Here is a 24,604-nt window from a genome sequence, read left to right on the forward strand (position 1 = left end):
CCGCGCTGCGCCGGGGGGCCCGGCAGGCGGTTCGCATAATGATTACGCAATGATTGGTCCCTCCGTTAGATTAGTCGTGTGAATACACCCATCGCTTCCGTCCGCAAGGCCGTTATCCCCGCCGCGGGCCTTGGTACCAGGTTTCTCCCGGCCACAAAGGCCATGCCCAAGGAAATGCTGCCTGTCGTTGACAAGCCGGCCATCCAGTACGTCGTCGAGGAGGCCGTGAATGTCGGCCTGAACGACATCCTGATGATCACTGGCCGCAACAAGCGGGCGTTGGAGGACCACTTCGACCGCGTCCCCGCGCTGGAGTCCACCCTGAAGGCGAAGGGTGATACTGCGAAGCTCGAATCCATCCAGGCCGCCAGCAACCTCGGTGACATCCACTACGTCCGCCAGGGCGATCCCATGGGCCTCGGCCACGCGGTCCTCCGGGCCAAGCAGCACGTCGGGTATGAGCCGTTCGCCGTCCTCCTGGGAGATGACCTCATTGACGCCCGCGATGAGCTCCTCAGCACCATGATCGAGGTCCAGGCCAAGACCGGCGGGTCAGTGGTCGCTCTGATCGAGGTGGACCCGTCCCAGATCAGTGCCTACGGCTGCGCGGACGTCGAGGCAATCGGCGGTGAGGACTACGTCCGCATCAACCAGCTCGTGGAGAAGCCCGATGTCGCGGACGCCCCGTCCAACCTGGCCGTGATTGGCCGCTACGTGCTGCACCCGGCCGTCTTTGAAGTGCTGGAGCGCACCGCGCCCGGCCGCGGCGGGGAAATCCAGCTCACGGACGCCCTGCAGGAACTCTCGGCCGGCACCGGCGAGGGCTATGGCGTGTACGGCGTCATCTTCCGCGGCCGCCGCTACGACACCGGCGACAAGCTCAGCTACCTCAAGGCTTGTGTCCAGCTCGCCTGCGACAGTGAGGACCTCGGCCCGGGCCTGCGCGAATGGCTGCCCGGCTTCGCGTCCAGCCTGGCCCCCAGCCTCGCCAAATAACTCCCGTGGGGGGCAGCTTCACCTGGCCGGTGACCTTGGAGAGCGGCGACATCGTGTTGCGCCCGATCCGGTACCGGGACCGCAAGGAGTGGACAGCGCTCAGGTCCCGCAACTGCGAGTGGCTGGCCCCCTGGGAGGCATCGAACCCGGTCCCCGGCGGCGGCCTGCCGGACTACCGGCAGATGGTGCGCTCGCTCAAGGCCCAGGCCGCGCAGGCCACGGCCCTGCCGTTCGTCATCGCGGAATGGACACCAGGCCATCAGGCGCCGGTGATCGTGGGGCAGCTGACGGTGTCCTCGATTGTCTGGGGGTCGGCCATGATGGCGACGCTTGGCTATTGGGTCGACAAGGAACGGGCCGGCCGGGGGATCGCCCCGACCGCCGTGGCCATGGCGACCGACTATTGCTTCGGCACCCTTGGCCTGCACCGCATGGAGATCAACATCAGGCCGGAGAACGCGCCGAGCCTGCGCGTGGTGGAAAAACTCGGGTTTCGTGACGAGGGATTCCGGCCCAGGTTCCTGCACATCAACGGTGAATGGGCAGACCACCGGACCTTCGCGCTCACGGCTGAGGAAGTCCCGGAAGGCCTCCTCGCGCGGTGGCTGAGAACCCGCCAGTCCTGAGGCCCATGAGAGCCGCCTGACCAGCCACGACGCCCCGACGCCGGCCAGTCGCCGCTGCGCGCGCGACACACCCCTGACAATGCGGGGCAGCACCTCATATACCTCATACGGTTTTGAGTGTGGACTTCCCTCTTAGCAGCTCTGTGATCCTTGTCATTGCTGTTGCGCTCTGGATCGTGTGGGTGGCGCCTTACGTTCTCCGGAACGGACGCCACCAGCTGCAGCCTGCAGGCGACTTCCTGGCGGATGTCATTGACATGGAACCAGCAGATCCACATGCGGGGAAGGTTATGAAAATGGCGGCGCAGCAGGAGAAACCCATGATCAGCACACAGCGCGCAGACCCGGCCGGCGGCACACCTGGGCCTGGGGCGGGCAAAGCGGCGACCCCTCGGGTGAATCCGATTGCTGCGTCGGGCTCCCCGGCATTCCGGATTCGTTGGGCGCGGCTGGTGCTGGCGGTAGCCGGGCTCCTGGCTCTCCTCACGGCAGTGGTGTCCGGAGCCCTTCGGCTTTTCGGCATCGGTTCAGGCTGGCTGCCGGTGACCGCCCTCCTGGGCGCCTTCGCCGCAGTGGCGCTGCTTCGTCGTCTTGCCGTCCGCGATCGCCGGCGGAAGATGAACGCTGCATTCCGTGCAGCCATGGGCAGCCCGGAACGCACCCCTGCGCGGCCGTCGGTGCCCAAACAGACCCCCTCCCTTCCCGACGGACGTCCCGCTGCCCGGCCGGAAAGCCCGCTCTTCGACGCCGAAGCGGGCCGCGACACGCCCGAGCCCGCGCCGAAGCCGCTGACCGCACTGGAACTCCGCCAGGCCGCCCTCGCTGAAGCCGTCGCCTCTGGGGATGCCTCGGCGGCCATGGCAGCCGACGCAGGTGCAGTAGCGGAGGGCACGAGCTGGGAGCCCGTCGAGGTTCCCAAGCCCACCTACGTCGAAGCCCCGAAGGCCGAACGTGCAGCCCCAATGCCCCTCGACCTTCCCGAGGCGCCGAAGGCCGTAGGGAAACCGTCTCTCAAGCAGGCCTCGGCGCGACCGGCAGCGTCCGATCCGCAGACCGCCGACGATTCTGAGACTAAGCAGCTCAGCAAGGCCCAGAGCGCCTTGAGCAACCTGGATGATGTCCTCCAGCGGCGCCGCGCCTGATCCGCCCCGTCCTTCCGGAGATTACCCCGGGCAGCCAGCGATGGCGGCCCGGGGTTTTTCATGTCCCCGCAGCGTCGCCGGCGGGCTTCGCTGCGGTAGCCTCGGGTCATGACAAGGATCTGCGTTGCCGGTGGAACCGGGCAAGTGGGCCGAGTAGTGGTGCGCCTGGCCGTCGACGCCGGGCACGCCGTGGCCGTCCTCAGCCGCAACCCGCCGGGGGCCGGCGCCGCCGGCAACATCCCGGGCGCGGAGTACTTCCGCGCGGACGTCACGACGGGAGAGGGAATAGCGGCCGCCCTGGCCGGCGCCGACGTCGTGATCGATTGCCTGGAAGGGCGCGCCGGGAAGGCGCGCAAGAACTTCGCCGACGGCGGTGCGCGGCTTCTGGCCGCTGCACAGGACGCGGGAACGGCCAGGGCCGTCATGCTGTCCATCGTGAACTGCGATCGCAGCAACTCGTCCTTCTACCGATCGAAAGCTGCCAAAGAACACGCCTACGAGCTGTCCGGACTCGAGACCGTGGTGGTCCGGGCCACCCAGTTCCACTCGTTGCTCGCGATGATGTTCGACGCCGGCTCAAAGCTGCGGATCATCCCCGTGGTCAGAGGTGCCCGGTTCCAGCCGGTATCGCCGGCCGACGCAGCCGCGGTTCTGCTGGAGACCGCCCTTGAGCCGGCGTCCGTTCCAGCCGCGGGCCCGCGGCACCGGGTACTGAACCTCGGCGGCCCCGAATCCAAAGACATGGTCGACTTTGCCCGGGAATGGCAGCGGGCCACCCGCGCAAAGGGTCAACTCGTGCGCTTCCCACTGCCCGGCGCGATGGGCCGCTACCTGCGCGAGGGGTTGAACCTGGTGCCGGAGGCGCGACACGGCACCGAGACTTTCCGGGGCTGGCTGGAAAACAGCGCAGATAGTTTGTAGCCTAGGGACACCGGCAACGCCGTTCCGTCAGGACCGGCGTTGCTTCGGGGCTATAGCTCAGTTGGTAGAGCGCTTCGTTCGCATCGAAGAGGTCAGGAGTTCGAATCTCCTTAGCTCCACAGATTGCAAGGGTTTTTGAACCTTTGAGTGCTCGAATGAGTGCGTGAAATGACATTTGCCGCCCGCCCGGCGCGTCCCTGCCCGGTTCCAGGGCTATGCGATGGTGCGTACTGATGCCCGCCGACTAATGCCCGGCGACGAGGAGCAAACATGGAAGCCGCAACGATGGGCACCCGGCCGGCGTCGAACGTCAGCCTCCACGTTGGTGCACCGGGACCCGCTGTGGCCAGCGAAACGGCAGCGCTGCTCAACGAATCCCTCGGCTCCGGTTTCACTCAGCCATCAGCGCTGGCGCAACTCACAGCCGATGGCGGGGGAGTCCTTATCCGTGCCCGCGGCCGGGGCGGCGGGCTCCTGGGCGCGGCGACCGCCCGCGTCCTGGACCGTGCGTCCCACGCCGCACTGCAGGACCGCCTGCGCATCACCGGGGTCGACGCCGGCCTGGACGGCCGCCGGGTTGGGGAGCTGAAATCCATCGTCGTCGCGCCCGCAGCCAGGGGGACGGGCGTCGGCTCGATCATGCTCGCGGCCAGCCTGGACTTTCTCAAGGCCCGCGGCTGCCACGATGTCGTGTCCGCGTCCTGGCTCTCGGCCGATCCACAGCACTCTTCCCTGGGGATGCTGGAGCGGGCCGGTTTTACGCAGGTGGCCACGATCCCCGCCTTCTGGGCGGACGACCAACAGGCGGCCGGCTACCTCTGCCCCCTCTGCGGCGCCGAGTGCGTCTGCGCGGCCGTCATCCTGGTGCTCCCACTCGAGGGCAGGGCCAGCCGCGGCTAGAGCGCTTCCTTGGCCAGGGCCGCAGTGCCGGGAGGGGTCCTGCGGCCGAGCCGGTCGTCCAGTCTGACGCGCAGCCTGGCGGCGGCGACCCGGACCCGGTGATGCGAGAGGGCCGCCGAGCCGGTAACCTGCGCAGCGACGTGCTGCCCGTTGCCTGTGCTTTCCCCGGCCCCGTTCACGGACTCCCACGCGATGTCCAGAAGCTCAAGCTCCTCGTTGCGGGCCAACTCGCTGCGGGCGAGCACATCCAGCGCTGCCAGCCCCAGGGCTTTGCTGTCCCCGTCCTCGTCCAGGGCACGGTCCAGCGCCCATTGGGTCCGTTTCCACCACTCGGCCCGGTCGTCGGCGACGGCCTTCTGGCGCAGAGTCCGCCAGGCCATGAACGCTCCCACGGCTGCCGCTACAAGTACAGCAACAGGGGCAAGCGCGGCAACGATCTGCCACCACTCGGCCGGACCCGTGTGGAGGAGGACTTCAACCGGAACCGGAGACGGGGCAGGTGTTGGCGGCATGCGACCAGCCTAAGCCGCGGCCCGGACAGTGGCAGGCGGCGCGGCGGCAACGCGGCAAGGCGGTGTGGCGGGCGCGGCGTGGTTCGGCGCTCCCGACCGGTCACCGGTACGGAACGCAAGTGATTTCATGAGATGGTGTGAACCTGCGTGAACGGCGCCGTGGCCGTGCCGACGCAGCAATCCGCGCGGCAAGACCATCGTGCAATCCAGCGGCAAGGCAGCCGAATCCAGCGCAGGCATCCAAGACAGACATCCAGCGCAGACAAGGCCACCACCGATGAAGAACACCACCCCGATCGCCCTGGCCCTGCTGTCTGTTCTGCTGACCGCGGCCTGCTCCGCCTCCCCGAGCCCCGAGCCGTCCGCCGGGACCCCTGCGGCGGGCCTGCCGGCGTCGCTGCCCAAGCCTGACCCGGCCCAGCAGGAAGCCCTCCTGGCCGCGCTGGCCAAGATCAACCCCCGCCTGCCAGACGACCAGGCAATCGACAAGGCCCGCCGCCTGTGCGGCCGACTGCTGGGGCAATCGACGGCGGACCAGCTCATCGCTGCCGCAAAGACGGAGTTCAGCGGGGACGTCCCCGCCCTCCCGGACGAAGACGCCCAGCGGATCATCTCGGCGATCGGGGCCAACGGGTTCTGCCGCTAGCCTTGTTAACAACACGAGGAGAACTATGACCACCCTGAAAGAACGCCTGCACGCCGACGTCGTGAGCCACATGAAGGACCGCAACAAGGTTGCCCTGACCACCGTGCGCAACGTCCTGGGCGAGATCGAGACCCGGGAGAAATCGGGCAAGACGCCAATCGTGCTGGACGACGCACAGGTGACCGCACTCCTGCAAAAGGAAGCCGCCAAGCGCCGCGACACGGCCCGCATCTACACCGAGGCCGGCGAAGCCGAGCGCGCCGCGGCCGAGATCGCCGAGGCCGAGGTGATCGAGGCCTACCTGCCCAAGCCACTGACCGCGGCGGAAGTCGAGACGATCGTGGACGAGGCCATCGCGGCGCTCAAGGCCGACGGCGTCGAGCTGTCCATGCGTCAGCTGGGGGCAGTGATGAAGCCCGTCACCGCCACGGTGGCCGGACGTTTTGACGGCAAGGCCGTCAGCGAAATCGTCCGCAACCGTCTCGCGCAGCAGTGAGCCTGGTCCGGCTGCACGACGTCAGCGTCCGCTTCGACAACACACAGATCCTCCGCGAGGCGTTCTTCCGTCTGGAGCCCGGGGACCGGGTGGGCCTGATCGGCAAGAACGGCTCCGGGAAGACCTCCATCCTCAAGCTCGTCCTGGACCAGGTCTCCCCGGACACCGGAACGGTCACCGTGGAGCAGGGAACCAGGGTGGGGTACTTCTCCCAGTTTTCCGAGCTCGACGGCGAGGCAACCATCCTTGCGGTCCTTGACGGACTGTTTGTCGAGATCAAGGCTGCCGAGGCCGAGCTGGCAGCCATCGACGCCGCCATTGCGGCTGACCCCGCCGAGGCGGAGCTGGACCGGCTGATCCGGCGCCAGGCCGAGCTGTTCGAGGACATGGACCGCCTCGACGGATGGGATTACAAGCGGCGCATCGACACGGTCCTGACCACTCTGGGGTTCAGCGACGCCCACCGCACGTGCGCGATCGACGAACTCTCCGGCGGGTGGCGCAACCGCGCCGCCCTGGCCAAGATCCTGTTGGAGGGCCCGGACGTCCTGCTGCTGGATGAACCCACCAACTACCTCGACGTGGCCGGTGTCGAATGGCTCGAAAACTGGTTCCGCGACTACCGCGGCGCCGCGATCATCGTCTCGCACGACAGGAAGTTCCTCGACGCGGTGGTCACCCGGATCATCGAAGTGGAAAACTTCCACCTGCACGAGTACCCCGGCAACTTCGCCGAGTACGTGGTCCAGAAGCAGTTCCGGCTCAAGACGCTCGAGGCCCAGTTCGTCCATGAGTCCGAGCTCCTGGCTTTTGAAGCGGAGGGCATCGCCGACCGCCGGGAGGCCGCCAAGGCCGCCAGCCGCGGGTTGGGGAACCAGCTGGCCAAGATCAAGAAAGCGCGGACACCACGTCCCGTGGACCAGATCGTCACCGAGATCTACGGCGGGCTGCACGTGAAGGATGTCCTCTGCAGGGTCGAAGGACTGGGCAAGTCCTATGGCGACAAGGTCCTGTTCGAGGACCTGAGCTTTGAGATCCGCCGCGGCAACAGGATTGTGGTCCTGGGCTCCAACGGCAGCGGCAAGTCCACGCTGCTGAAAGTGCTGACCGGGGAGGAACCGGCGGATTCCGGTGAAGTGGTCTGGGCGAAGGGGCCGGGTTTTGTTTCCTACAACAAAATGCTGGAGGAGCTCGACGACGCCGACACCGTTTCGCACGCGGTCAACGCGCTGCCGGACAGCCTGGCCTTCAGCGCCACGAAGAAGTCCGTCAACAGGTTCCTCGCCATGTTCCAGTTCTCCGAGGCCGACCTCAAACAGAAGATCGGGAACCTCTCCGGCGGACAGAAAGCCCGCGTCGCCATGGCCCAGTGCCTGCTGTCCGGGGCCTCGGTGCTGCTGCTGGATGAGCCCACCAACCACCTGGACATGTCCAGTACCCAGGTGATGGAGCGGGCACTGCTCCACTTCCCCGGCGCGGTCGTCGTGGTCAGCCACGACCGCTTCTTCACCGAGAAGATCGCCACCCGTCAGCTGGTCTTCGGCACTGACGGCGCAGAACCCGGCGAGGTCGACGTACGCGCGGCCTAAGGACGTGGTGATTGCCCCGAGGCTCAGTGTTTGCTCAACATTGGCTCAGGATGTGGCCTGAGCGGCTAAAGGGCGGACAAGTGGTCGTTTCCGAGCGGTAGTGTGGCGCTGGCTGCCGACCGGGGGGACGGCAGCGGTCTCTTATCCGCTTTGAAAGGAATCTCCCGTGGCAGGAATCATCGGCTGGCTCAGTGCTCTGGGCACCACAGGCAAGGCAGTAGTAGTGGCCTCCGTCGTCGTCACCGGCGGCGCCGGCGCAGCGGCGGCCACCGCGACCACCAATCTCCCGGCTGACCCGACGTCAACCATGACGGCGACCGGCACCGAAACCTCTGAGCCGGTCGAGTCGGCCGGGTCGGAGACTCCGGTAGTGGGCGACCAGGAAGCCGCCGATCACGAATCGTCTGAATCGTCTGAACCGGGCGATCCGGCTGAATCGTCTGAACCGGGCGAACCGGCTGAGTCGGATGACCAGGAGGCGGACGATCAGGGCACAGAGGCGGACGCGGACGATCAGGGTGCGGAAGAGGTCGCGGACGACCAGAACGCGGACGACCAGAACGCGGACGACCATGGCGCGGAAGAGGTCGCGGACGCTCAGGAGCCTGCTGCCCCGGCTCCGGCCCCCGCTGCTCCGGCCCCGGCGCCCGCCGGAGACGATGCGAAGGATTCGGCCGACGCGCCGGTAGCCGACGCGTCCCACGCATCGAACGGCAACAGCGGATGGGCACACCAGAACGCCGCTGAACACCGCGCCGCCGGCCAGGCCAACGCCGCTGAACACCGCGCCGCCGGCCAGGCCAACGCCGCTGAACACCGCGCCGCCGGCCAGGCCAAGGCCGCCGAGCACCGCGCGGCCAGCCAGGCCAAAGCCGCCGAGCACCGTGCCGCTCCGGCCGGTCTTGAAAGCGATCACGCCGCCAAGAACAGCAAGCGCGGCGACTCGGGCGGGCACGGCCACAGCAAGTAGCCCAATCGGCATGCAATGACGGGGCCCGGACCACTGGTCCTGGCCCCGTCGTCGTGACGGCACGAAAATGTTTCAGCGCGAAAGTGTTTCAGCGCGAAAGTGTCCAACGGTTCGGTCTCAGGGGCGCGGCGTTTCCGGGCCCGCGGGATAATGGAACCATGACCAATCAGCAGCAGGACCGCGACCCGTGGGAGGAGTTCGACAAGCTCCAGCCCGCCGGTCCGGACCGGGTTGCCGGGTACCCCGGTGGGAAACCGCAGGGCTTCGGCTTCCGCACGGGCGTCCGCAGCGCCAGGGTAGCCCTCGGATTTGCCGTCTACTCCCTGGCGCTGGGGAGCATTCTGGTCCTCACCGGGGCCATCGTTTTCATCGGCAGCGGGAAGTGGCTGCTGCTCGGGCTGATGGTGCTGATCGAGGTCGTGTTCGTCCTGGCGTTCCGACGGCTCATGGTCCAGGTCCGGAACCGCCGCGCCGCTGGCTAGAGCCAGCCCTTCTTCTTGAAGATGGCGTACATCAGCGCCGCCGTGCCGGCCATGAGCGTGATTGCCATCGGGTAGCCAAGCGTCCAGTGCAGCTCCGGCATGTTGTCGAAGTTCATGCCATACAGTCCGGCCACAAATGTCGGCGCGAAGAAGATCGCGGCCCACGACGAGATCTTCTTGACCTGTTCGTTTTGTTCCGCGCTGGCCTCGTTCTGGCGGTTGGCGGTCAGGGTTCCGTCCAGGGTGAGCGCATTCTGCAGCAGGTCACGGAACGAATCGGCGCGGGAAATCAGCCGTTCCACGTGGTCCTCGACGTCGCGCAGGCTGTGCTGCAGTTCGATGTCCACCCGGTACTTCTCGAAGCCCCGGCGGAGCTGCTGCATCATTGCCGGGAGCGGGTGGATGGCGCGCTGGAAATGGATGACTTCACGGGCGAGCTCGTAGATCCGCCGGGACACCAGGGGGTCGCCGCTGAAGAGCTGGTCCTCGATCTCGTCGATGTCGTTTTCCAGCCCGGCTACCACGGGACCGTAGTCATCCACCACCTGGTCCATGAGCGCGTACAGGACGGCCTCGGGCCCGTGGCGCAGCAGATCGGGCCGGCCCTCCATCCGGCGCCTGACCTGGCCCACGACTTTCGTCTCGGCGTGCCGGACGGTGACCACGAAGTTGCGCCCCGTGAAGACGTGGAGCTCGCCGAACTCCACGGTTTCGGTCTCGTCCAGGTATCTGGCGGGGCGGAGCACAGTGAACAGATTGTCGTCGTAGCGTTCCAGTTTGGGGCGCTGATGGGCAGAGATCGCGTCCTCCACCGCCAGCCCGTGCAGGTTGAATTCTGCCGCCACGGCCGCCATTTCCTCAGTGGTCGGCCGGTACAGGCCGATCCAGGCCATGCCCCCGTGCTCGGTCAGGGTCTCAAAAGTCTGCTCGAGGTTCCGCGGCTCGGCGCTGCGGATGCCGTCAACGTAGACGGCGTTGTCGATGATAGTCACCGGGACATTATCCTTTGTCCACCTGGAATTCGGCGGACCCGGCCCGCCGCGACGCGGACCGGCCAGGGGCGAGCGCGTTGCCTTGGGCGAGGCGGCTGATCAGCGGCTCGGTCCGGTACGGGATATGGGTGTGCAGCGCCAGGACGGTCTCGGTGCGGATGACGCCTTTGATCCGAAGGATCGACCGGAGGGCCGCCTGGAGATTGTGCGTATCCGTCGCCACCACCCGGCACCAGACGTCGCCGCGCCCGGAGATCTCGTGGACTTCCAGAACCTGGGCGATCAGCCGCAGGGCCCCCACGACGCCGTCGAGTTCCCGGTGGTTGACCTCGATCGTCACGAAGGCGACGACGTCGTACCCCACCGCCTCCAGATCGATTTCACGGCCGCCGTCGTGCAGCACACCGGAGCGCAGCATGCGCCGCACGCGCGACTGGGCGGTGTTCCGGGCGATGCCCAGGGCGTCACTGAGCTCGCCGATCTGGATCCGCGGATCCCGGATCAGCTCCAGCAGGATCTTCAGGTCGGTGGGGTCCAGACTGTTCAAATCATCACTCCGGTTCACTTGAGCAGTCTGAGAATGACTGTTTTGCTCAATTTTGGCACAGAACTTGGCCATCCAGATCATTGGTATTGCATTCTTTAGGTACCAATCTTTTCGACCGGGCCGTCGGTGTTCCCCACAGGGAACGCATGCGGCCCGATTTCATGCAAGGGCACGGCCATGACAGTCTTTAGCGAACTCCGCATGCGCCCGGCCACAGCTGACCGCTGGGGCTGGGACGCTTCCACCACCGCACGGCTCGTGATGGCCGGGGTTGTGATCTTTACGCTGCTGGTCGGCGCGAATCTTGCGACGCCGCTGTACCCGCTGTTGCAGGCAAAACTTGGAATCACGGCGCTCGATGTCACGGTGGCGTTCTCGGCCTACGTCCTGGCCCTCGTGGCCACACTCGTCCTGGCCGGCCACTGGTCCGATCACATCGGCCGCCGCGCCGCCCTCGTACTGGCAGTGCTGGTGGGCCTGGCCGGCGGCTTTGTCTTCGCCACCGCGGGCAACCTCGTGGCGCTCTCCGCCGGGCGCGCCCTGCAGGGCGTCGCCGTAGCGCTCGCCACCGGGGCCAGCTCGGCTGCCCTGCGCGAGCTGCTGCCCAGCCGGCCGGAGTGGGCCTCACGGTTCACGCTCCTGGCCTCCGCCGGCGGGGTGGCGGCCGGCCCCGCAATCGGCGGAATGCTGTCCCTCCTGCCGGGCCCGACGTCGACGCCGTACTACCTGCACTCCATCGTCCTCGCCGCCGTGCTGGTGCCCCTGTACCTGCTCAAGGCGCGGCCCGCCATCAGCCTGCACGCCGGTCCCCAGACCCTGCGGGTCCTGGCACCGCGGCGGCCCTCGGTCTCCAGCGACGCGCGCGGCGCCTTCTGGCTGGCGTCGTCCGTGGGCTTCCTGAGCTTCACCGTTTTTGGCTTCTGCCTCTCGCTCGCCCCCGGCTATTTCGCCCAGATTGTCCACGCCGATTCGCGACCGCTGATCGGCCTGCTGGCAGGGCTGACGCTGGGGTCCTCAGCCCTGAGCCAGCTGCTGGCCATCCGGGGACGATTTGCCGTGTCCGCCGGCCTGGCCGTCCTGGGCGTCTCCGTCCTGCTGATCGCCGCGGCCGCCGCCTGGAGCAGCCCGTGGCTGCTGATTCTGGCCAGCATCACTGCCGGCGTGGGGCAGGGCGTGGCCTTCCGGACCGTGTTCAATGACGTTGCCGGCAGGGTGGAGGCCGCGCGGCACGCCCAGATCATCAGCACCGTCTACGTGATTACGTACCTTGGCAGCGCCTTCCCGGTGATCGGGTTGGGGCTCGCAGCCGGGATCGTCGGGCTGCAGAGCGCCGTCGCCGGTTTCGTCACGGTGTGCGCCGCCGCCGCGCTGACGCTGGCGGCCGTTACGCTGCGAAGCGCACTGCGCCGGGGCTAACTGCGCAGGGTCTAATTGCGCCGACCCTAACTGCGTCGGCCGGGCCCGTTAGGGCAGCGGGCCGTGGTTGCCCTGGATGTGGTCGAAGACCAGCGTGGTTTCGGTGTGGCCCACCACGGGGTCGGTGGCCAGGTTGTCCAGAACCCAGTCCCGGAGGTCCTCGGTGGTGGCGACGGCGATGTGCAGCAGGTAGTCCACTGACCCGGACGTGTGGAAGGTCGAGAGCACTGCCGGCAGTTTGGGCACCCGGGCAGTGAAACGGTCGATCTGCTCGCGGTCATGGGCCCGGAGCCGAACCGCAATGAGGGCCTGGACCGAACGCCCGATCGCGGACAGGCTCAGATTGGCCTCGAAGCCCTCGATGATGCCGCGCTCGGACAGGGCGCGGGTACGCATCAGCGCGGTCGACGGCGCGATCCCCACGAGCTCTGCCAGCTGTTTGTTCGAGATGCGGGCGTCCGCGACGAGGGCAGCGAGCAGGCGCTCGTCGATCGCGTCCAGCGGCTCGCTGGCTCCCGGCCGAACATTCTTCGCGGTGCTGCTCACGGATCCTCCTAGTAGTGTTCTCCGTTCATCATAAACGGCGTTATCCGACAGTTCCATTCAGAACCTCTACAAAAGCGCGAATTATTGCCAGATACTTGCGGAATTCAATGGTGAATATTCGTAAGGAGCAAGGGTGCTTTCTCAAGATTCATTGGCGGTCCACGCAGGCCGGAGCGGGCTCACGGAACTGGGCGTCCACGCGGTGCCCATCGATCTGTCCACGACGGCGCCCCTGCCGTCCGTGCACGACGGAGGCCTTGCCTACGAGCACATGGCCACCGGCGGCTCACATGTGGAGGGGCAAAGCACGGTCTACCAGCGGCTGTGGAACCCCACGGTGGCACGCTTCGAAGAAGGCGTCGCTGTCCTGGAAGGCACGCCCGAGTCTGTCGCCTTTGCCACCGGAATGGCGGCGCTGAGCGCCGTGCTCCTCGCGGTTGTGGCCGCGGGCAAGAAGCACGTTGTCGCCGTGCGCCCGCTTTACGGCGGCAGCGACTACCTTTTGGCCTCCGGCGTCCTTGGCAGCGAGGTCACCTTCACGACGCCGGAGGGCGTCGGCGCCGCCCTGCGCCCGGACACCGGCCTGGTGATCCTCGAGACGCCGGCCAACCCGACCCTCGAGCTGGTGGACATCGCCCGCGTGGCAGCCGCCGCCGACGGTGTGCCGCTCCTGGTAGACAACACCTTCGCCAGCCCGGTACTGCAGCAACCCTTCAAGCACGGCGCGGCCATGGTGCTGCACAGCGCCACGAAGTTCCTGGGCGGCCACGGGGACGCTATGGGCGGCGTGGTGGCCGCAGGCTCTGAATGGGCAGTGCGCCTGCGCCAGATCCGGGCCGTGACCGGCGGCATCCTGACCCCGTGGCCGGCGTACCTGCTGCACCGCGGGCTGGCAACGCTCCCGGTCCGGGTCCGCGCCCAGCAGGCCGGCGCCGAAAAAGTCGCGGTTGCCCTGGCAGGGCACGGGCTCGTGAGGCGGGTTTACTACCCGGGACTGGCCGAATGCGACCCGCAGGGCCTGGTGGGCACACAGATGTCCGGGCCGGGATCGCTCATGGCCTTCGAGCTCGCCAGCGCCGAGCACGCCAAGCGGATCCCGGCCGCCGTCGGCATGATCACGCACGCCGTGTCCCTCGGCGGGATTGATACCCTCATCCAGCACCCGGCCGGCCTGACCCACCGGCCGGTCGAAGCCGCGGCCAAGCCGCACGCGAACCTGCTGCGGATCTCGGTGGGGCTGGAGGACCCGGCCGACATCGTCGCCGACCTCGTGCAGGCAATCGAGGCAACGCAGTAGCCCGAGGGTCCCGTGCCTAGCCCGATGCCGTGACCCTGCCGGCGGCCGCGGTGCCGGTTGCGGGCACCGGCGCGGGATGCGCGACGGCGGTGATTGCCGCCGTCGCGCCGGCCAGTCCGATGACCGTCAGCGCAAGGGCCGTCCAGCCGAACCGCTGGAAGACCAGGCCGCCGGCCCAGCCAAGCACGCTGGAGCCGAGGTAGTAGGCAAGGTTGTACAGCGAGGCGGCCTGCGCCCGGCCCGTCGTGGCGATCAGCCCGGTCCAGCCGGATCCGATGCTGTGTGCCGCGAAGAAGCCGCCCGTGAACAGCAGCAATCCCGCCAGGATCGCGGCCAGCTGTTCCGTGAGCGTCAGGGCCAGGCCGCCTGCCATCAGTGCGGTGCCGGCGATCAGGACGGTGCGCCGGCCGAACCGCGACGTCAGGCCCGCTGCCCAGCGCGCCGAGACGGTTCCGGAGAGGTAGGCCAGGAAGATCAGGCTGATCGCGGTGGCGGGCAGGCTGAACGGCTCCCCTGACAGCCGGAATCCGAGGTAGTTGTAGACGGCCACGAAACCGCCCATGAGCAGGAATGCCTGGATGTACAGGGCCAGGAGCCGGGGATTGCGGCCATGGCCGGCCAGCGTGCGAAAGGCCCCGCGGAAGCCGCCCGCGGCCGCGGCGGTGAAGCCCTTGGCCCGGGGCACCAGAACAAGGAACAGGACTGCCGCTCCGCTAGCCAGAACGGAGACCGCCAGGGCCGCGGCCCGCCAGCCCCACAGTTCACCCGCGGGCCCGGCGACCAGCCGGCCGGCCAGGCCGCCCAGGGTGGTCCCGGCGACATAGCTCCCGGCGGCGACGGCGGCGTGGGCCTTGTTGACCTCCTCGTTGAGATACGCGATCGCGATCGCCGGGATGCCGCCGAGGGCCATTCCCTCCAGCATCCGCAGGCACAGCAGCACGGGGAAGCTGGGGGCCAGGGGGACCAGCAGGCCCAGGACGGTGGCCGCTGAGATGCCCCACATCATTGCCCGGACCCGGCCGATCCGGTCGGCCAGGAAGGACCAGGGGAGCACCGTCAGGGCCAGCCCTACCGTTGCCAGGGAGATGGTCAGCGCGGCCTCGGCGGCCGAGACGCGAAGATCCGCCGCCAGGAGCGGGAGCACCGCCTGGGTGGAGTAGAGCTGGGCGAAGGTTGCGACGCCGGCAAAGGCAAGCCCTGCGAGGATCCGGCGGTAGGCCGTGGAGCCCTTCGGGTGGCCAGCCCATGCGGCAGCGTTGGCTGCAGGATCAGCTGCGAGATTGGCTGCGTCCTTGGCCGCGGGGCGTGGGCCGGTGCCGGTGGGTGCGGAAATGCGTGGCATGCCTTCAGGCTAAAGCCTGCCCGAGGGATGCTTCCAATGCATGATTTCCATAGAATAGATAGCAAATATGGATCAGTGTGCTGGAGGGGAACATGGACGTCGAACACAGGCAGCTCGTGCAGCTGCTGCCCCTGCTGCCGATGCTGGCGGAACTGGGGCGGACGGAGCACATTACCGAGACGGCCGAGCTCCTGGGCCTGCCGCAGTCGACCGTGAGCCGTGCCATTGCGCGGGCCAGTGCCATCGTGGGGACGGAGCTGCTGATCCGGGACGGCCGGGGCGTGCGTTTGACGCCCGCGGCGAAGGCGCTCATGCCCCACATCGAGGCTGCCCTGGCCGAATTCCAGACGGGGCTGGACAGCTTCAGGCACGAGTCGGAGGTGGTCCGCGGGCGGATCGCCGTGTCGTTCCAGCACACCTTCGGCGAGGCAATGCTGCCGCTGCTCATCAGTGCGTTCCGGAGCAGGCACCCGCAGACTGCTTTTGACCTCAGCCAGGGTGCACGGGACGGCTGCCTCGCGGAACTGGCCGCGGGCTCCGCCGACGTGGCGCTCACGGCACCCGTTGCCACACCCAGCAAGCGAATCGGTTCGGCCGCGCTGTACCGCGAACCGTTGCGCCTGGTGGTCCACCACCGGCATGCCCTGGCCGGCCGCCGTCGGGCCAAGGTTGCCGAGATCCGGCAGGAGCCCTTCGTGGCGATGGGGTCCGGCTACGGCATGCGCTCGCTGACCGACGCTTTGTTCCGGGAGGCGGGGTTCCGCCCGCGCATTGCCTTCGAGAGCCAGGACTCGCACACCGTCCGCGGCCTCGTCTCGGCCGGGCTCGGCGTCAGCATTCTGCCGCCCGGCGGCTCCGCACCCGGCAGAGCCGCACAAAAGAGCCACCACCCGTCGCGGGGCACCGAAGCCGACGACGGCGGACCGGGCTGGGTGGAGATTCCCCTGGATTCAGTCCTGGCGTTCCGTGAGATCGGCCTCGCTTGGCGGGAGCCGGTTTCGCGGAATGCCGTGGCCGATGCCGAGTCCGATCCCGTGCGCTTGTTCCGCGAATTCGTGCTCCGCGACGGTCCGGCGCTCCTGGCAGGCTTCGTGCGCGAACGCTCGGCAGGCTGAGCCGGGCCGGTGCGCTGAGGCCGAGCCGGAGCCGGTCCGCTCAGGCCGGAACGCTCAGGTCGCCGGTTGGCGCCGAGGTCGCCGTAAGGTGACGGCGGTTTGGCACGTTTCCGGCGACTTCGGAGTTCGGCCAGGTCCGGCCGGATTCCGATGGTGGGGGTCGGCGGGGGGTCGGCGGCGGTCAGCGGCCGGCGAGCAGCCCTCGCACGACGCCGGCCACGGGTCCGGCTTGTGCCTTCTGCCAGCCCGTGCCCGCCCACAGGTTCAGGCGTTCCGCGTCGCCGGCTGCGGTGGCCGCGGCCCGCAGGGGCGCCGTGAGGTGGTGGACGGCAGGGTAGGCCTCCGGCGCCTCGGGGTGGTCGCGGACGAATTCGTTCTCCAGAGCCCGGGCCTGCCGGCCGGTGAAGGCGCGCGTCAGCCGGGTTCGGGTGAAGTGCGGATCGGCCAGGGCATCCTTGTGCAGCTGCTTGGCGCCGCTTTGGTCAGTGCGGAGAAACGCGGTGCCGAGCTGGGCTGCGACGGCCCCGGCACGCAGCACGGCGTCCAGCCCGGCCGCATCCATGATGCCGCCCGCAGCCACCAGCGGAAGGTCGACGACGGACCGCACCTCGGCGAGCAGCTCCGCCGTCGTGCCGCCCGGCTGCGCCGTTGTGCCGCCCGGCTCCGCCGCGTCAGCCGGTTGCGGCTCCGGGGCCGGAAGGAACGTCGCGCTGTGTCCGCCGGCGCTCGCGTGCTGCACGACGAGGGCGTCCACGCCTTGCCCTGCCGCCTGCACGGCCTCGGCCGCGGTAGTGACAGTGGCCAGCACCGCCGACCCCGCCCGCTGCAGGGCCCGAACGACGTCCGGGCCGGGCAGCCCGAAGGCGAAACTGACCAGCTCCACGGGCTCTGAGAGCAGGGCATCGATCTTTCCCTGCCATTCGTCGTCGTCGTCGAGCCGCAACTGCGGAAGCTCGACGCCGTAGCGCCGGGCGTCGGGGCGCAGCTGCTGCCGGTAATCCTCGAGTTCCGCCAGCACCGCCGCGGAGGGCGGCAGCTGGGCCGGATCCGGGACAAACACATTCATGCCGAACCGGGCGCCGGACTCCCGGATGGTGCGGATTTCCGCCTGCATGGCCGCCATGCTCTTGTAGCCGGCCGCGAGGAAGCCCAGCCCGCCAGCCCGGTGTACGGCCTCGACGAAGGCCGGTGTGGAGGTGCCGCCGGCCATGGGCGCCGCGATGACGGGTGTGCCGAAAAGATCGTGGGGCATTGCGGGCTCCTTGCAGCGATTCAGTAACCTGTTGCAGTGACTAACACTGATATGCCGCCGGCGGCGGACTCCGTTCCATCTTCCACCACGCCATCTGCCACGGCGAGGACAGGTGCCGTGATCGGACTGGACATCGGCGGCACCAAAACCCGGGGCGTCAGGTTCGAGGACGGCGCGCCCGTTGCCGATGAATCGGTGGGCAGCTCCAATGTCCAGAACGTCAGCCCCGAGGAAGCCGCCTTCAACCTCGCGGAACTCTTCGCCAGGATCGGCGGGGGAGACGTCGCCGAGGTCTACGCCGGAGCCGGCGGCATCGACACCGATGACGACGCCGCGGCGCTCGCGGCACTGATTGCCCCGCACGTGCCCGGTGCCCGGATCACGGTGGTCCACGACTCCCGGCTGCTGCTTGCCGCAGGCGGCGCCAGCACCGGCGTCGCCGTCATAGCCGGCACCGGATCGGCCGCGTGGGGCAAGAACGGCCGCGGCGAGGAAGCACGGGCCGGGGGCTGGGGCTACCTGCTCGGCGACGAGGGCAGCGGCTACTGGCTGGGCCGGGAGGCAGTCCGCCACAGCCTGCGCCGGATGAACCAGGGGCTGGAACCCGACGAACTCTCCACTGCCCTGCTGGCATCCTGCGGGGTGGATGACCCGAACAAGCTGATCGCCATGTTCCACTCGCCCGAGACCGGGCGCCGGTTCTGGGCCCAGCAGGCCCGTCTCGTGGTGGAGGCTGCAGACGCCGGGCATGCGCCGAGCCGGGCCCTCATGGAGCAGGCCGGGCGCGACCTCGCCGACCTCGCCGCGCAGACCGTCCGGCAGCTCGGCATCGAGGGCCCCGTCATCCTGGGCGGCGGACTCGGCATGAACGTGCCGGGGCTCCAGGAGTCGTTCCGCACGGCACTGGCCGCCGCGGGGATCACCGATGTCCGGGTCCTGGCGCAGGAGCCGGTGTTCGGGGTGCTGCAGCTGGTGGCGGAACAGGAGTAGACGGAGGCAATCCTCCGGCCACTACGCTGGGGGGATGAGCATGCAATTCGACACCCGGCCCGCCGCCTACGCCGTAATCATCCGCGATGCCGGGATCCTCCTGGCGTACTGGAAGCAGGACGGCCGCGAGGGCTGGACGCTGCCCGGCGGCGGCCTGGACCTGGCCGAACACCCGGTGGACGGGTGCCGACGCGAGATTCACGAGGAAACCGGTTACGACGCCGAGGTCGGCGCCATGCTGGGGATCGACGTCGGGCACTGGCCGTCCGAAGTCCGGCTCGACGGCGGCGTACGGGACTTCCAGTCGCTCCGGCTGGTCTACGAGGCGACGATCACGGGCGGGGAACTGCGTCACGAAGTGAACGGCAGCACCACCCACGCGGCCTGGATTCCACTGGATGAGGTGGCGCAGCTAAACCGGGTCTCGCTCGTGGATGCCGGGCTGCGTCTGTACCGTGAGCGGCCGCTGAACGGAAAACTTTCCGGCTAAACCGCTGGCCAGGCACGGGCACCATCGCTATCCTGTAGAAACCGCCGGCCGCAGCAGACCGGCAATCGACGGGGAGGTGGAAGCAATGAATGCGATATTTCTGAGCGCGCAGCGCACCGATACAAGCCATGTCATTACTCCTGCCCCGTCCCACGGCGCAGCCTAGCCATCGAGCGCTAGTCTCCGCGCGCGGCATCCAAACCGCCGCAGCCCGCAATGCGCCGCACCACGGGGCCCCACCAAAGGGTTTTCGTTGACCATTTATCCTGCATCCCGGGGCGCCGGCAGCGCCCTCATTACCAATTCATCCGAACCTCATTCATCTGTGCCTCATACGGCCGTGCCCTCCGACGAGGCTGGCCCCGAGGGTCCTGTCCTCTACGGCTACACGGCCGGCGTCGCCGAGCGGTTCGCGGCCCAGCCGGTGCCGGGCGGCGACCGCCCTGGCCGCGTCATCCGGGTGGACCGCAACCTCGTCCTGGTGGCCGAGGGCGGCGGAACCGCCCACCTGCCCTACCCGCGCGGCGGGGAGCTTCCCGCCACCGGGGACTGGGTCTGGCTGGGTCCGAACGCGGCGGGGGAACCCGCCATCGTGGGCATCCTGCCCCGCCACTCGGAGCTGAGCCGCAAGCGTGCCTTCGAGGCCTCGTCCGAGGCGCAGGTCCTTGGCGCCAACATGGACGTCGTCGGGATCGTCGTTCCCGTGGATCGTCCGCTCACGCACAACCGGCTCGAACGGACCCTGGTTGCGGCGTGGGACTCCGGTGCCACACCGCTCGTGATCATCACGAAGGCGGACATCGCGGACCTCGCGGACGACGTCGTGGCGACGGTCGTGCGCCAGGCAGCCGGCGTAGACGTCGTCACCACCTCTGCCGAGAACGGCGATGGCCTCGACGAAGTGCTGGGCCATCTGCCGCCCGGCGGCACGCTGGTGCTGCTGGGGCCCTCTGGCGCCGGAAAATCCACGCTCGTCAATGCCCTCGCCGGCGTCCGGGCCCAGGAGACGGGGGCAGTGCGGGCGGGCGACGGCAAGGGCAGGCACACCACCACGTCCCGCGCGCTCGTTCCCCTGCCCGGCGGCGCCGTCCTGATGGACACGCCGGGGGTGCGCGGCTTCGGGGTCTTCGACGCCGAGGGAGGAATGGAGGAGATGTTCGGCGACCTCGAAGAGCTCTTCGAGCACTGCCGCTTCTCGGACTGCGCGCACGGCCGGGAACCCGGCTGTGCTGTGCAGGCCGCGCTCGCCGACGGCGTACTGGAGGACCGCCGGTGGGCCAGCTACCTGAAGCTGCAACGCGAACTCGCCGCCCTGGCGCGCCGCCACGACGCGGCCGCGCGGCGCGCCTACCAGCGGGAATGGCACCAGAAGATCGTCGTAGCGGGCAAGAGCCAGCGGTCAGCCGAACGGGACAACCACGAGAACGCGCACGGCGGCGGAAAGAGCCGCCAGGACGGAAATAGCAGAAACACCAGTGGCGCGAAGGGTGCGCGGCGGCCCCGCTGAAGCACACCGCCGGGTGAGACAAGGGCCGCGGTGGCGCGCCGGAACGATTTCCGGCGCGCCACCCATCCAAAATCGTTGTGCTTCCGAAGCCTTACGGGAGCCCCGCGCCGCTGACATAGTCCGGGGTGCTGGTTAGTCTATGAGCTAACTGCTTTATGGCCAGCACACTGACGAAACCGTGCGCTGGCCCGACCAATGTTGCCGCCAACAGTTAGGTAAGCCCGGAAATGGCCGAAGCCATGATCGAGTTCCAGAACGTCACCAAGCAGTACCAGGGCGGTCAGGCCGCCGTTGACGGGCTGACCATGTCCATCGATAAGGGCGCCATCACTGTCTTCGTCGGACCCTCCGGCTGCGGTAAGACCACGTCCCTGCGGATGATCAACCGCATGGTGGAGCCCACGTCCGGCGTCATCACCGTGGACGGGGCCGATGTCACTTCAGTCCCTGCCGCGCAGCTGCGGCGGTCCATGGGCTACGTCATGCAGTCCTCCGGGTTGATGCCGCACCGCTCCGTGCTGGACAACATCGCCACCGTTCCCCGGCTTAACGGCGTGTCCAAAGCCGACGCCCGCAAGCGCGCCCAGGAACTGCTCGACGTCGTCGGGCTGGCCTCCTCGCTCGGCAAGCGGTACCCGTCCCAGCTCTCGGGCGGACAGCAGCAGCGCGTGGGCGTGGCCCGGGCACTCGCGGCCGATCCTCCGGTGCTGCTCATGGACGAGCCCTTCAGCGCCGTGGACCCGGTGGTCCGCGACGAACTCCAGAAGGAGCTCCTCCGGCTCCAGCATGACCTGGCCAAGACGATCGTCTTCGTCACCCACGACATCGACGAGGCCACCGTCCTGGGCGACAAAGTGGCCGTGTTTGCCGTCGGCGGCAAGCTGGCGCAGTACGCCGCGCCGGCGGAGATCCTGCGGGCCCCGGCGAACGAGTTCGTGGCCTCCTTCGTGGGCCGTGACCGCGGGTTCCGGCACCTTGCGTTCAGCCCCTCGGACGGTGTCACCATCCACCCCGTCCCCACTCTCACGCCCGATCAGCTCAGGGCTGAGGGCAGCTCCGATGAATGGCAGCTGGTGGTCGACGACGCTCTCCGGCCCCTGGGCTGGGCCGGGCCCCGCAGCGCCACCGGAACCGCCCCGGCGATGGTTCCCGGAGGCTCCCTGTTCCGGAAGGGGGACACGCTCCGCCGGGCACTGGACGCGGCCCTGTCCTCACCCTCGGGCCTCGGCGTCGCCGTGGACGACGACGGCCGGGTGGCCGGAGTAATCGGAGCCGCCGAAGTCCTCGCCGTCATCGAGTCAGACCGCAACGTCCGGCACGGAGGGCTCTGATGGAGTGGTTCCTGGCCAACAGGGCCGAAGTCTTCAGCCTCGCCGGCCAGCACCTCATCCTGGCCATCCTGCCGATGGTGTTCGGGGTCCTCATAGCCGTTCCGCTGGCCCAGCTCGCCCGGCAGAGCCGCGCGCTCCGGTCCTTGGTGCTCACCGGGTCCTCGCTGCTGTACACGATCCCCTCGCTGGCGCTTTTCATCATCCTGCCGACCATCCTCGGAACCCGGATCCTGGATCCGGTCAACGTGGTGGTGGCCCTGACCATCTACGCCATCGCCCTGCTGGTGCGCGCCACGCTGGATGCCTTCGACTCGGTGGACGAGGACCTGCGGCAGGCCGCCGTCGCCATGGGGTTCAAACCCTTCGCCCGCTTCATGCAGATCGACCTGCCGCTGTCCTTGCCGGTGCTGTTCGCCGGGCTGCGCGTGGTCTCGGTCAGCAATATCTCGCTGGTCAGCGTCGCGGCACTGCTCGGCATCGGCAACCTCGGAATGCTCTTCACCTCCGGCCTCCAGCGTGACTTCGTCACCGAAGTGGTGGTGGGCATCATCGCCATCCTTCTCCTGGCGCTGCTGATGGACGCCGTCCTGGTGCTGCTTGAACGGCTGCTGACGCCCTGGACCCGGGCCGCGGCGGCCACGGGTGGCGGCACCGGTTCGGGCGCGGGCCCGGACAGGACTGGCCCCGCCGCGGCGGCGATGCGGTTTTCGCGTCCCAAGACCGGAGGGGGAAACGCGTGAATAACGTCGTCACGGACACCTTTGCCTGGCTCAGCGACCCGGAGAACTGGTCCGGCAGCGCCGGAATCCCGGTGCGCCTGGCCGAACACCTGTTCTACACGGGCCTGGTGATGGTGATCGCCATCGCCATCGCCGTCCCGATCGGCCTGTTCGTCGGGCATACCGGCCGCGGGCGGGTTGCGATCGTGTCAGTCGCGGGCGCGCTGCGCGCCCTGCCCACCCTCGGCTTGCTCACCTTTTTCGTCCTGCTCGCCGGCATCGGGCTGATGCCGCCGATCTGGGCTCTCGTGATCCTGACCGTGCCGCCGCTGCTCGCCGGCACCTACGCCGGAATCTCCAGCGTCGACCGCAACGTGGTGGATGCCGCCCGCGCCATGGGCATGACCGAGTGGCAGGTCCTGTTCCGGGCGGAATTCCCGAACGCGCTGCCGGTGATGTACGGCGGGTTCCGGACCGGGGTGCTCCAGGTGATCGCCACCGTTTCCGTGGTCGCCTACATCAACCTGGGCGGCCTGGGCCGTTACCTGTTCGACGGGCTCGTGCTCTCCGACTTCCCGCAAATGCTGGGAGGCTCGCTGCTGATCGCCGCCCTTGCCATCAGCGTCGACCTTATCCTTGCCCTTATTCAGAGGCTGTTCCTGTCACGGGGCGCCTCATCCAAGCCGAACCGCAGCCAGCAGGCTGCGGTTGATCTCACAGACCCCGTGATCGCGGAGACTGTTGTTCAAGGAGGTACGTCATGAAGGAATCCCGCCAACGAGGCCTTGGCCGGCGCGCATTCGGCGGCCTGGCCGTCGGCGTCGGCCTGGCCATGGCCCTGTCCGCCTGCGGAGGCTCATCAAACCCGCTGAGCTCGGCCCCGGCCAGCAGCGGTGCCGCCTCCGGTTCCGGCGGTGCCCTGGTGATCGGGTCGGCTGATTTCCCCGAGAGCCAGATCCTGGCCGAGGTCTACGCCGGTGCCCTGAACGCCGCGGGCGTCACCGCCAGCACCAAGCCGAACATCGGCTCGCGCGAGGTCTACATCAAAGCAGTCCAGGACGGCTCGGTGGACGTTGTTCCCGACTACAGCGGCAACCTGCTGCTGTATGTAAACAAGGACGCCACCGAGGTCTCCGCCGAAGACATCGCGAAGGCACTCCCGACCAAGCTCCCGCAGGGCCTGGCCGTGCTCGATGCCTCCAAGGCTGAGGACAAGGACGCCATGGTGGTCACCAAGGCCACGGCCGAGAAGCACCAGCTGAAGTCCATCGAAGACATGGCGAAGGTCTGCGGCGATCTCGTCATCGGCGCCCCGGCGACCTTCGCCGAGCGCGCCTACGGCCTGCCGGGCCTGGCGAAGAACTACAACTGTGTGCCCAAGAAACTCGAGCCGTTCAGCGACGGCGGCGGCGCCGTCACGCTCAAGGCGCTGCTCTCGGACCAGGTCCAGGTCGCGGACATCTACACCACCACCCCGTCCATCCCGGACAACGACCTCGTGGTGCTGGAGGATCCGAAGAACAACTTCATCGCCCAGCAGGTGCTGCCGCTGTACAACTCGGCCAAGATGACGGACAAGGCAAAGGAAACGCTCAACGCGGTGTCCAAGGTCCTCACCACGGAAGACCTCATCAACCTCAACCGTGCCGTGAGCGGCAGCCAGAAGCAGAACCCGAAAGATGCCGCCGACGCGTGGCTGAAGGAAAAGGGCCTCGCCCAGCAGTAGGCCACTGGCGACCCTGCGACGCCGGTGTCCGGGCTTACAGCCCGGGCACCGGCG

Annotated in this window: 26 protein-coding genes and 1 tRNA gene; 21 read left to right on the forward strand and 6 right to left on the reverse strand. The window is 68.4% G+C overall.

The window, feature by feature from the left end; translation table 11 throughout:
* The first annotated feature begins 78 nt into the window (after positions 1-78).
* From galU to AC1DN2_RS10710, 6 genes are all read left to right on the forward strand, one after another.
* Positions 79-996, forward strand: coding sequence for a UTP--glucose-1-phosphate uridylyltransferase GalU (gene galU / locus AC1DN2_RS10685; RefSeq protein ID WP_476850311.1), 918 nt, complete (start codon positions 79-81; stop codon positions 994-996).
* A 5-nt stretch (positions 997-1,001) separates the two neighbouring features.
* The gene (locus AC1DN2_RS10690) at positions 1,002-1,622 is read left to right on the forward strand and encodes a GNAT family N-acetyltransferase (protein WP_026537630.1); all 621 of its coding nucleotides are present in this window, start codon (positions 1,002-1,004) and stop codon (positions 1,620-1,622) included.
* A 143-nt stretch (positions 1,623-1,765) separates the two neighbouring features.
* Complete coding sequence (locus AC1DN2_RS10695; RefSeq protein WP_476850368.1) at positions 1,766-2,764, forward strand: hypothetical protein; 999 nt, start codon at positions 1,766-1,768, stop codon at positions 2,762-2,764.
* Between the two features lie 108 nt (positions 2,765-2,872).
* A complete protein-coding gene (locus AC1DN2_RS10700) occupies positions 2,873-3,685 on the forward strand; it encodes an SDR family oxidoreductase (protein WP_476850312.1) in 813 nt (270 codons plus the stop codon).
* Between the two features lie 46 nt (positions 3,686-3,731).
* Positions 3,732-3,804, forward strand: a tRNA-Ala gene (locus AC1DN2_RS10705).
* A gap of 151 nt (positions 3,805-3,955) precedes the next feature.
* Positions 3,956-4,585 carry a GNAT family N-acetyltransferase gene (locus AC1DN2_RS10710; protein ID WP_476850313.1) on the forward strand — a complete coding sequence of 210 codons (630 nt, stop codon included), beginning with the start codon at positions 3,956-3,958 and terminating at the stop codon, positions 4,583-4,585.
* Here AC1DN2_RS10710 and AC1DN2_RS10715 read toward each other — a convergent pair.
* Entirely contained in the window at positions 4,582-5,097 is a 516-nt protein-coding gene (locus AC1DN2_RS10715; RefSeq protein ID WP_476850314.1) for a hypothetical protein, read from the reverse strand. The genes AC1DN2_RS10710 and AC1DN2_RS10715 overlap by 4 nt on opposite strands.
* A 277-nt stretch (positions 5,098-5,374) precedes the next feature.
* On the opposite strand from AC1DN2_RS10715, the gene AC1DN2_RS10720 reads away from it, so the two are divergent.
* The 5 genes from AC1DN2_RS10720 to AC1DN2_RS10740 all read left to right on the forward strand — a co-directional run bounded on the left by AC1DN2_RS10720 (position 5,375) and on the right by AC1DN2_RS10740 (position 9,280).
* A complete protein-coding gene (locus tag AC1DN2_RS10720; protein WP_476850315.1) occupies positions 5,375-5,743 on the forward strand; it encodes a hypothetical protein in 369 nt (122 codons plus the stop codon).
* A gap of 25 nt (positions 5,744-5,768) precedes the next feature.
* Positions 5,769-6,239 carry a GatB/YqeY domain-containing protein gene (locus AC1DN2_RS10725; RefSeq protein WP_018773763.1) on the forward strand — a complete coding sequence of 157 codons (471 nt, stop codon included), beginning with the start codon at positions 5,769-5,771 and terminating at the stop codon, positions 6,237-6,239.
* A complete protein-coding gene (locus AC1DN2_RS10730) occupies positions 6,236-7,828 on the forward strand; it encodes an ABC-F family ATP-binding cassette domain-containing protein (protein ID WP_476850316.1) in 1,593 nt (530 codons plus the stop codon). Before AC1DN2_RS10725 ends, AC1DN2_RS10730 begins: the two co-directional genes overlap by 4 nt.
* Positions 7,829-7,994: 166 nt before the next feature.
* Entirely contained in the window at positions 7,995-8,798 is an 804-nt protein-coding gene (locus AC1DN2_RS10735) for a hypothetical protein (protein ID WP_476850317.1), read from the forward strand.
* Between the two features lie 158 nt (positions 8,799-8,956).
* Complete coding sequence (locus AC1DN2_RS10740) at positions 8,957-9,280, forward strand: hypothetical protein (RefSeq protein ID WP_476850318.1); 324 nt, start codon at positions 8,957-8,959, stop codon at positions 9,278-9,280.
* On the opposite strand, the gene corA is transcribed toward AC1DN2_RS10740, so the two are convergent.
* Both corA and AC1DN2_RS10750 read right to left on the reverse strand, forming a co-directional pair.
* The gene (corA, locus tag AC1DN2_RS10745; RefSeq protein WP_230009012.1) at positions 9,277-10,272 is read right to left on the reverse strand and encodes a magnesium/cobalt transporter CorA; all 996 of its coding nucleotides are present in this window, start codon (positions 10,270-10,272) and stop codon (positions 9,277-9,279) included. The two genes, AC1DN2_RS10740 and corA, sit on opposite strands and share 4 nt — an antisense overlap.
* Positions 10,273-10,279: 7 nt before the next feature.
* Positions 10,280-10,819 carry an Lrp/AsnC family transcriptional regulator gene (locus tag AC1DN2_RS10750; protein WP_476850369.1) on the reverse strand — a complete coding sequence of 180 codons (540 nt, stop codon included), beginning with the start codon at positions 10,817-10,819 and terminating at the stop codon, positions 10,280-10,282.
* Between the two features lie 177 nt (positions 10,820-10,996).
* Here AC1DN2_RS10750 and AC1DN2_RS10755 point away from each other — a divergent pair, with 177 nt between their 5' ends.
* The gene (locus AC1DN2_RS10755) at positions 10,997-12,235 is read left to right on the forward strand and encodes an MFS transporter (protein ID WP_476850319.1); all 1,239 of its coding nucleotides are present in this window, start codon (positions 10,997-10,999) and stop codon (positions 12,233-12,235) included.
* Between the two features lie 48 nt (positions 12,236-12,283).
* Here AC1DN2_RS10755 and AC1DN2_RS10760 read toward each other — a convergent pair whose 3' ends face one another.
* Positions 12,284-12,781, reverse strand: coding sequence for an Lrp/AsnC family transcriptional regulator (locus tag AC1DN2_RS10760; protein WP_018773770.1), 498 nt, complete (start codon positions 12,779-12,781; stop codon positions 12,284-12,286).
* Between the two features lie 133 nt (positions 12,782-12,914).
* On the opposite strand from AC1DN2_RS10760, the gene AC1DN2_RS10765 reads away from it, so the two are divergent.
* A complete protein-coding gene (locus tag AC1DN2_RS10765; RefSeq protein ID WP_476850320.1) occupies positions 12,915-14,078 on the forward strand; it encodes a trans-sulfuration enzyme family protein in 1,164 nt (387 codons plus the stop codon).
* Between the two features lie 16 nt (positions 14,079-14,094).
* On the opposite strand, the gene AC1DN2_RS10770 is transcribed toward AC1DN2_RS10765, so the two are convergent.
* Positions 14,095-15,420 carry an MFS transporter gene (locus tag AC1DN2_RS10770; protein ID WP_476850321.1) on the reverse strand — a complete coding sequence of 442 codons (1,326 nt, stop codon included), beginning with the start codon at positions 15,418-15,420 and terminating at the stop codon, positions 14,095-14,097.
* Positions 15,421-15,512: 92 nt separating this feature from the next.
* Here AC1DN2_RS10770 and AC1DN2_RS10775 point away from each other — a divergent pair, with 92 nt between their 5' ends.
* Complete coding sequence (locus AC1DN2_RS10775; RefSeq protein ID WP_476850322.1) at positions 15,513-16,535, forward strand: LysR family transcriptional regulator; 1,023 nt, start codon at positions 15,513-15,515, stop codon at positions 16,533-16,535.
* Between the two features lie 181 nt (positions 16,536-16,716).
* On the opposite strand, the gene AC1DN2_RS10780 is transcribed toward AC1DN2_RS10775, so the two are convergent.
* The gene (locus AC1DN2_RS10780) at positions 16,717-17,787 is read right to left on the reverse strand and encodes a nitronate monooxygenase (protein WP_476850323.1); all 1,071 of its coding nucleotides are present in this window, start codon (positions 17,785-17,787) and stop codon (positions 16,717-16,719) included.
* A gap of 51 nt (positions 17,788-17,838) precedes the next feature.
* Between AC1DN2_RS10780 and AC1DN2_RS10785 the strand changes: the two genes are divergently transcribed.
* From AC1DN2_RS10785 to AC1DN2_RS10815, 7 genes are all read left to right on the forward strand, one after another.
* Complete coding sequence (locus AC1DN2_RS10785) at positions 17,839-18,777, forward strand: N-acetylglucosamine kinase (protein ID WP_476850370.1); 939 nt, start codon at positions 17,839-17,841, stop codon at positions 18,775-18,777.
* A 34-nt stretch (positions 18,778-18,811) separates the two neighbouring features.
* Positions 18,812-19,267, forward strand: coding sequence for an NUDIX hydrolase (locus AC1DN2_RS10790; RefSeq protein ID WP_028275721.1), 456 nt, complete (start codon positions 18,812-18,814; stop codon positions 19,265-19,267).
* A 340-nt stretch (positions 19,268-19,607) separates the two neighbouring features.
* A complete protein-coding gene (gene rsgA / locus AC1DN2_RS10795; protein WP_476850324.1) occupies positions 19,608-20,774 on the forward strand; it encodes a ribosome small subunit-dependent GTPase A in 1,167 nt (388 codons plus the stop codon).
* Between the two features lie 227 nt (positions 20,775-21,001).
* Entirely contained in the window at positions 21,002-22,105 is a 1,104-nt protein-coding gene (locus AC1DN2_RS10800; protein WP_476850325.1) for an ABC transporter ATP-binding protein, read from the forward strand.
* Positions 22,105-22,845 carry an ABC transporter permease gene (locus tag AC1DN2_RS10805; RefSeq protein WP_476850326.1) on the forward strand — a complete coding sequence of 247 codons (741 nt, stop codon included), beginning with the start codon at positions 22,105-22,107 and terminating at the stop codon, positions 22,843-22,845. The genes AC1DN2_RS10800 and AC1DN2_RS10805 overlap by 1 nt, the downstream gene beginning before the upstream one ends.
* Complete coding sequence (locus AC1DN2_RS10810; protein ID WP_476850327.1) at positions 22,842-23,588, forward strand: ABC transporter permease; 747 nt, start codon at positions 22,842-22,844, stop codon at positions 23,586-23,588. Before AC1DN2_RS10805 ends, AC1DN2_RS10810 begins: the two co-directional genes overlap by 4 nt.
* Positions 23,585-24,550 carry an ABC transporter substrate-binding protein gene (locus AC1DN2_RS10815; protein WP_223913874.1) on the forward strand — a complete coding sequence of 322 codons (966 nt, stop codon included), beginning with the start codon at positions 23,585-23,587 and terminating at the stop codon, positions 24,548-24,550. Before AC1DN2_RS10810 ends, AC1DN2_RS10815 begins: the two co-directional genes overlap by 4 nt.
* Positions 24,551-24,604 lie beyond the last annotated feature (54 nt).

Source organism: Arthrobacter sp. 01L42 (assembly GCF_056400005.1).

Coding starts and splice junctions, on each gene's coding strand:
- AC1DN2_RS10800 (WP_476850325.1), top strand. CDS start 21,002: ATGGCCGAAGCCATGATCGAGTTCCAGAACGTCACCAAGCAGTACCAG.
- AC1DN2_RS10770 (WP_476850321.1), bottom strand. CDS start 15,420: ATGCCACGCATTTCCGCACCCACCGGCACCGGCCCACGCCCCGCGGCC.
- AC1DN2_RS10790 (WP_028275721.1), top strand. CDS start 18,812: ATGAGCATGCAATTCGACACCCGGCCCGCCGCCTACGCCGTAATCATC.
- AC1DN2_RS10715 (WP_476850314.1), bottom strand. CDS start 5,097: ATGCCGCCAACACCTGCCCCGTCTCCGGTTCCGGTTGAAGTCCTCCTC.
- AC1DN2_RS10775 (WP_476850322.1), top strand. CDS start 15,513: ATGGACGTCGAACACAGGCAGCTCGTGCAGCTGCTGCCCCTGCTGCCG.
- AC1DN2_RS10725 (WP_018773763.1), top strand. CDS start 5,769: ATGACCACCCTGAAAGAACGCCTGCACGCCGACGTCGTGAGCCACATG.
- AC1DN2_RS10740 (WP_476850318.1), top strand. CDS start 8,957: ATGACCAATCAGCAGCAGGACCGCGACCCGTGGGAGGAGTTCGACAAG.
- AC1DN2_RS10700 (WP_476850312.1), top strand. CDS start 2,873: ATGACAAGGATCTGCGTTGCCGGTGGAACCGGGCAAGTGGGCCGAGTA.
- AC1DN2_RS10755 (WP_476850319.1), top strand. CDS start 10,997: ATGACAGTCTTTAGCGAACTCCGCATGCGCCCGGCCACAGCTGACCGC.
- AC1DN2_RS10815 (WP_223913874.1), top strand. CDS start 23,585: ATGAAGGAATCCCGCCAACGAGGCCTTGGCCGGCGCGCATTCGGCGGC.
- AC1DN2_RS10720 (WP_476850315.1), top strand. CDS start 5,375: ATGAAGAACACCACCCCGATCGCCCTGGCCCTGCTGTCTGTTCTGCTG.
- AC1DN2_RS10805 (WP_476850326.1), top strand. CDS start 22,105: ATGGAGTGGTTCCTGGCCAACAGGGCCGAAGTCTTCAGCCTCGCCGGC.
- AC1DN2_RS10780 (WP_476850323.1), bottom strand. CDS start 17,787: ATGCCCCACGATCTTTTCGGCACACCCGTCATCGCGGCGCCCATGGCC.
- AC1DN2_RS10785 (WP_476850370.1), top strand. CDS start 17,839: ATGCCGCCGGCGGCGGACTCCGTTCCATCTTCCACCACGCCATCTGCC.
- AC1DN2_RS10710 (WP_476850313.1), top strand. CDS start 3,956: ATGGAAGCCGCAACGATGGGCACCCGGCCGGCGTCGAACGTCAGCCTC.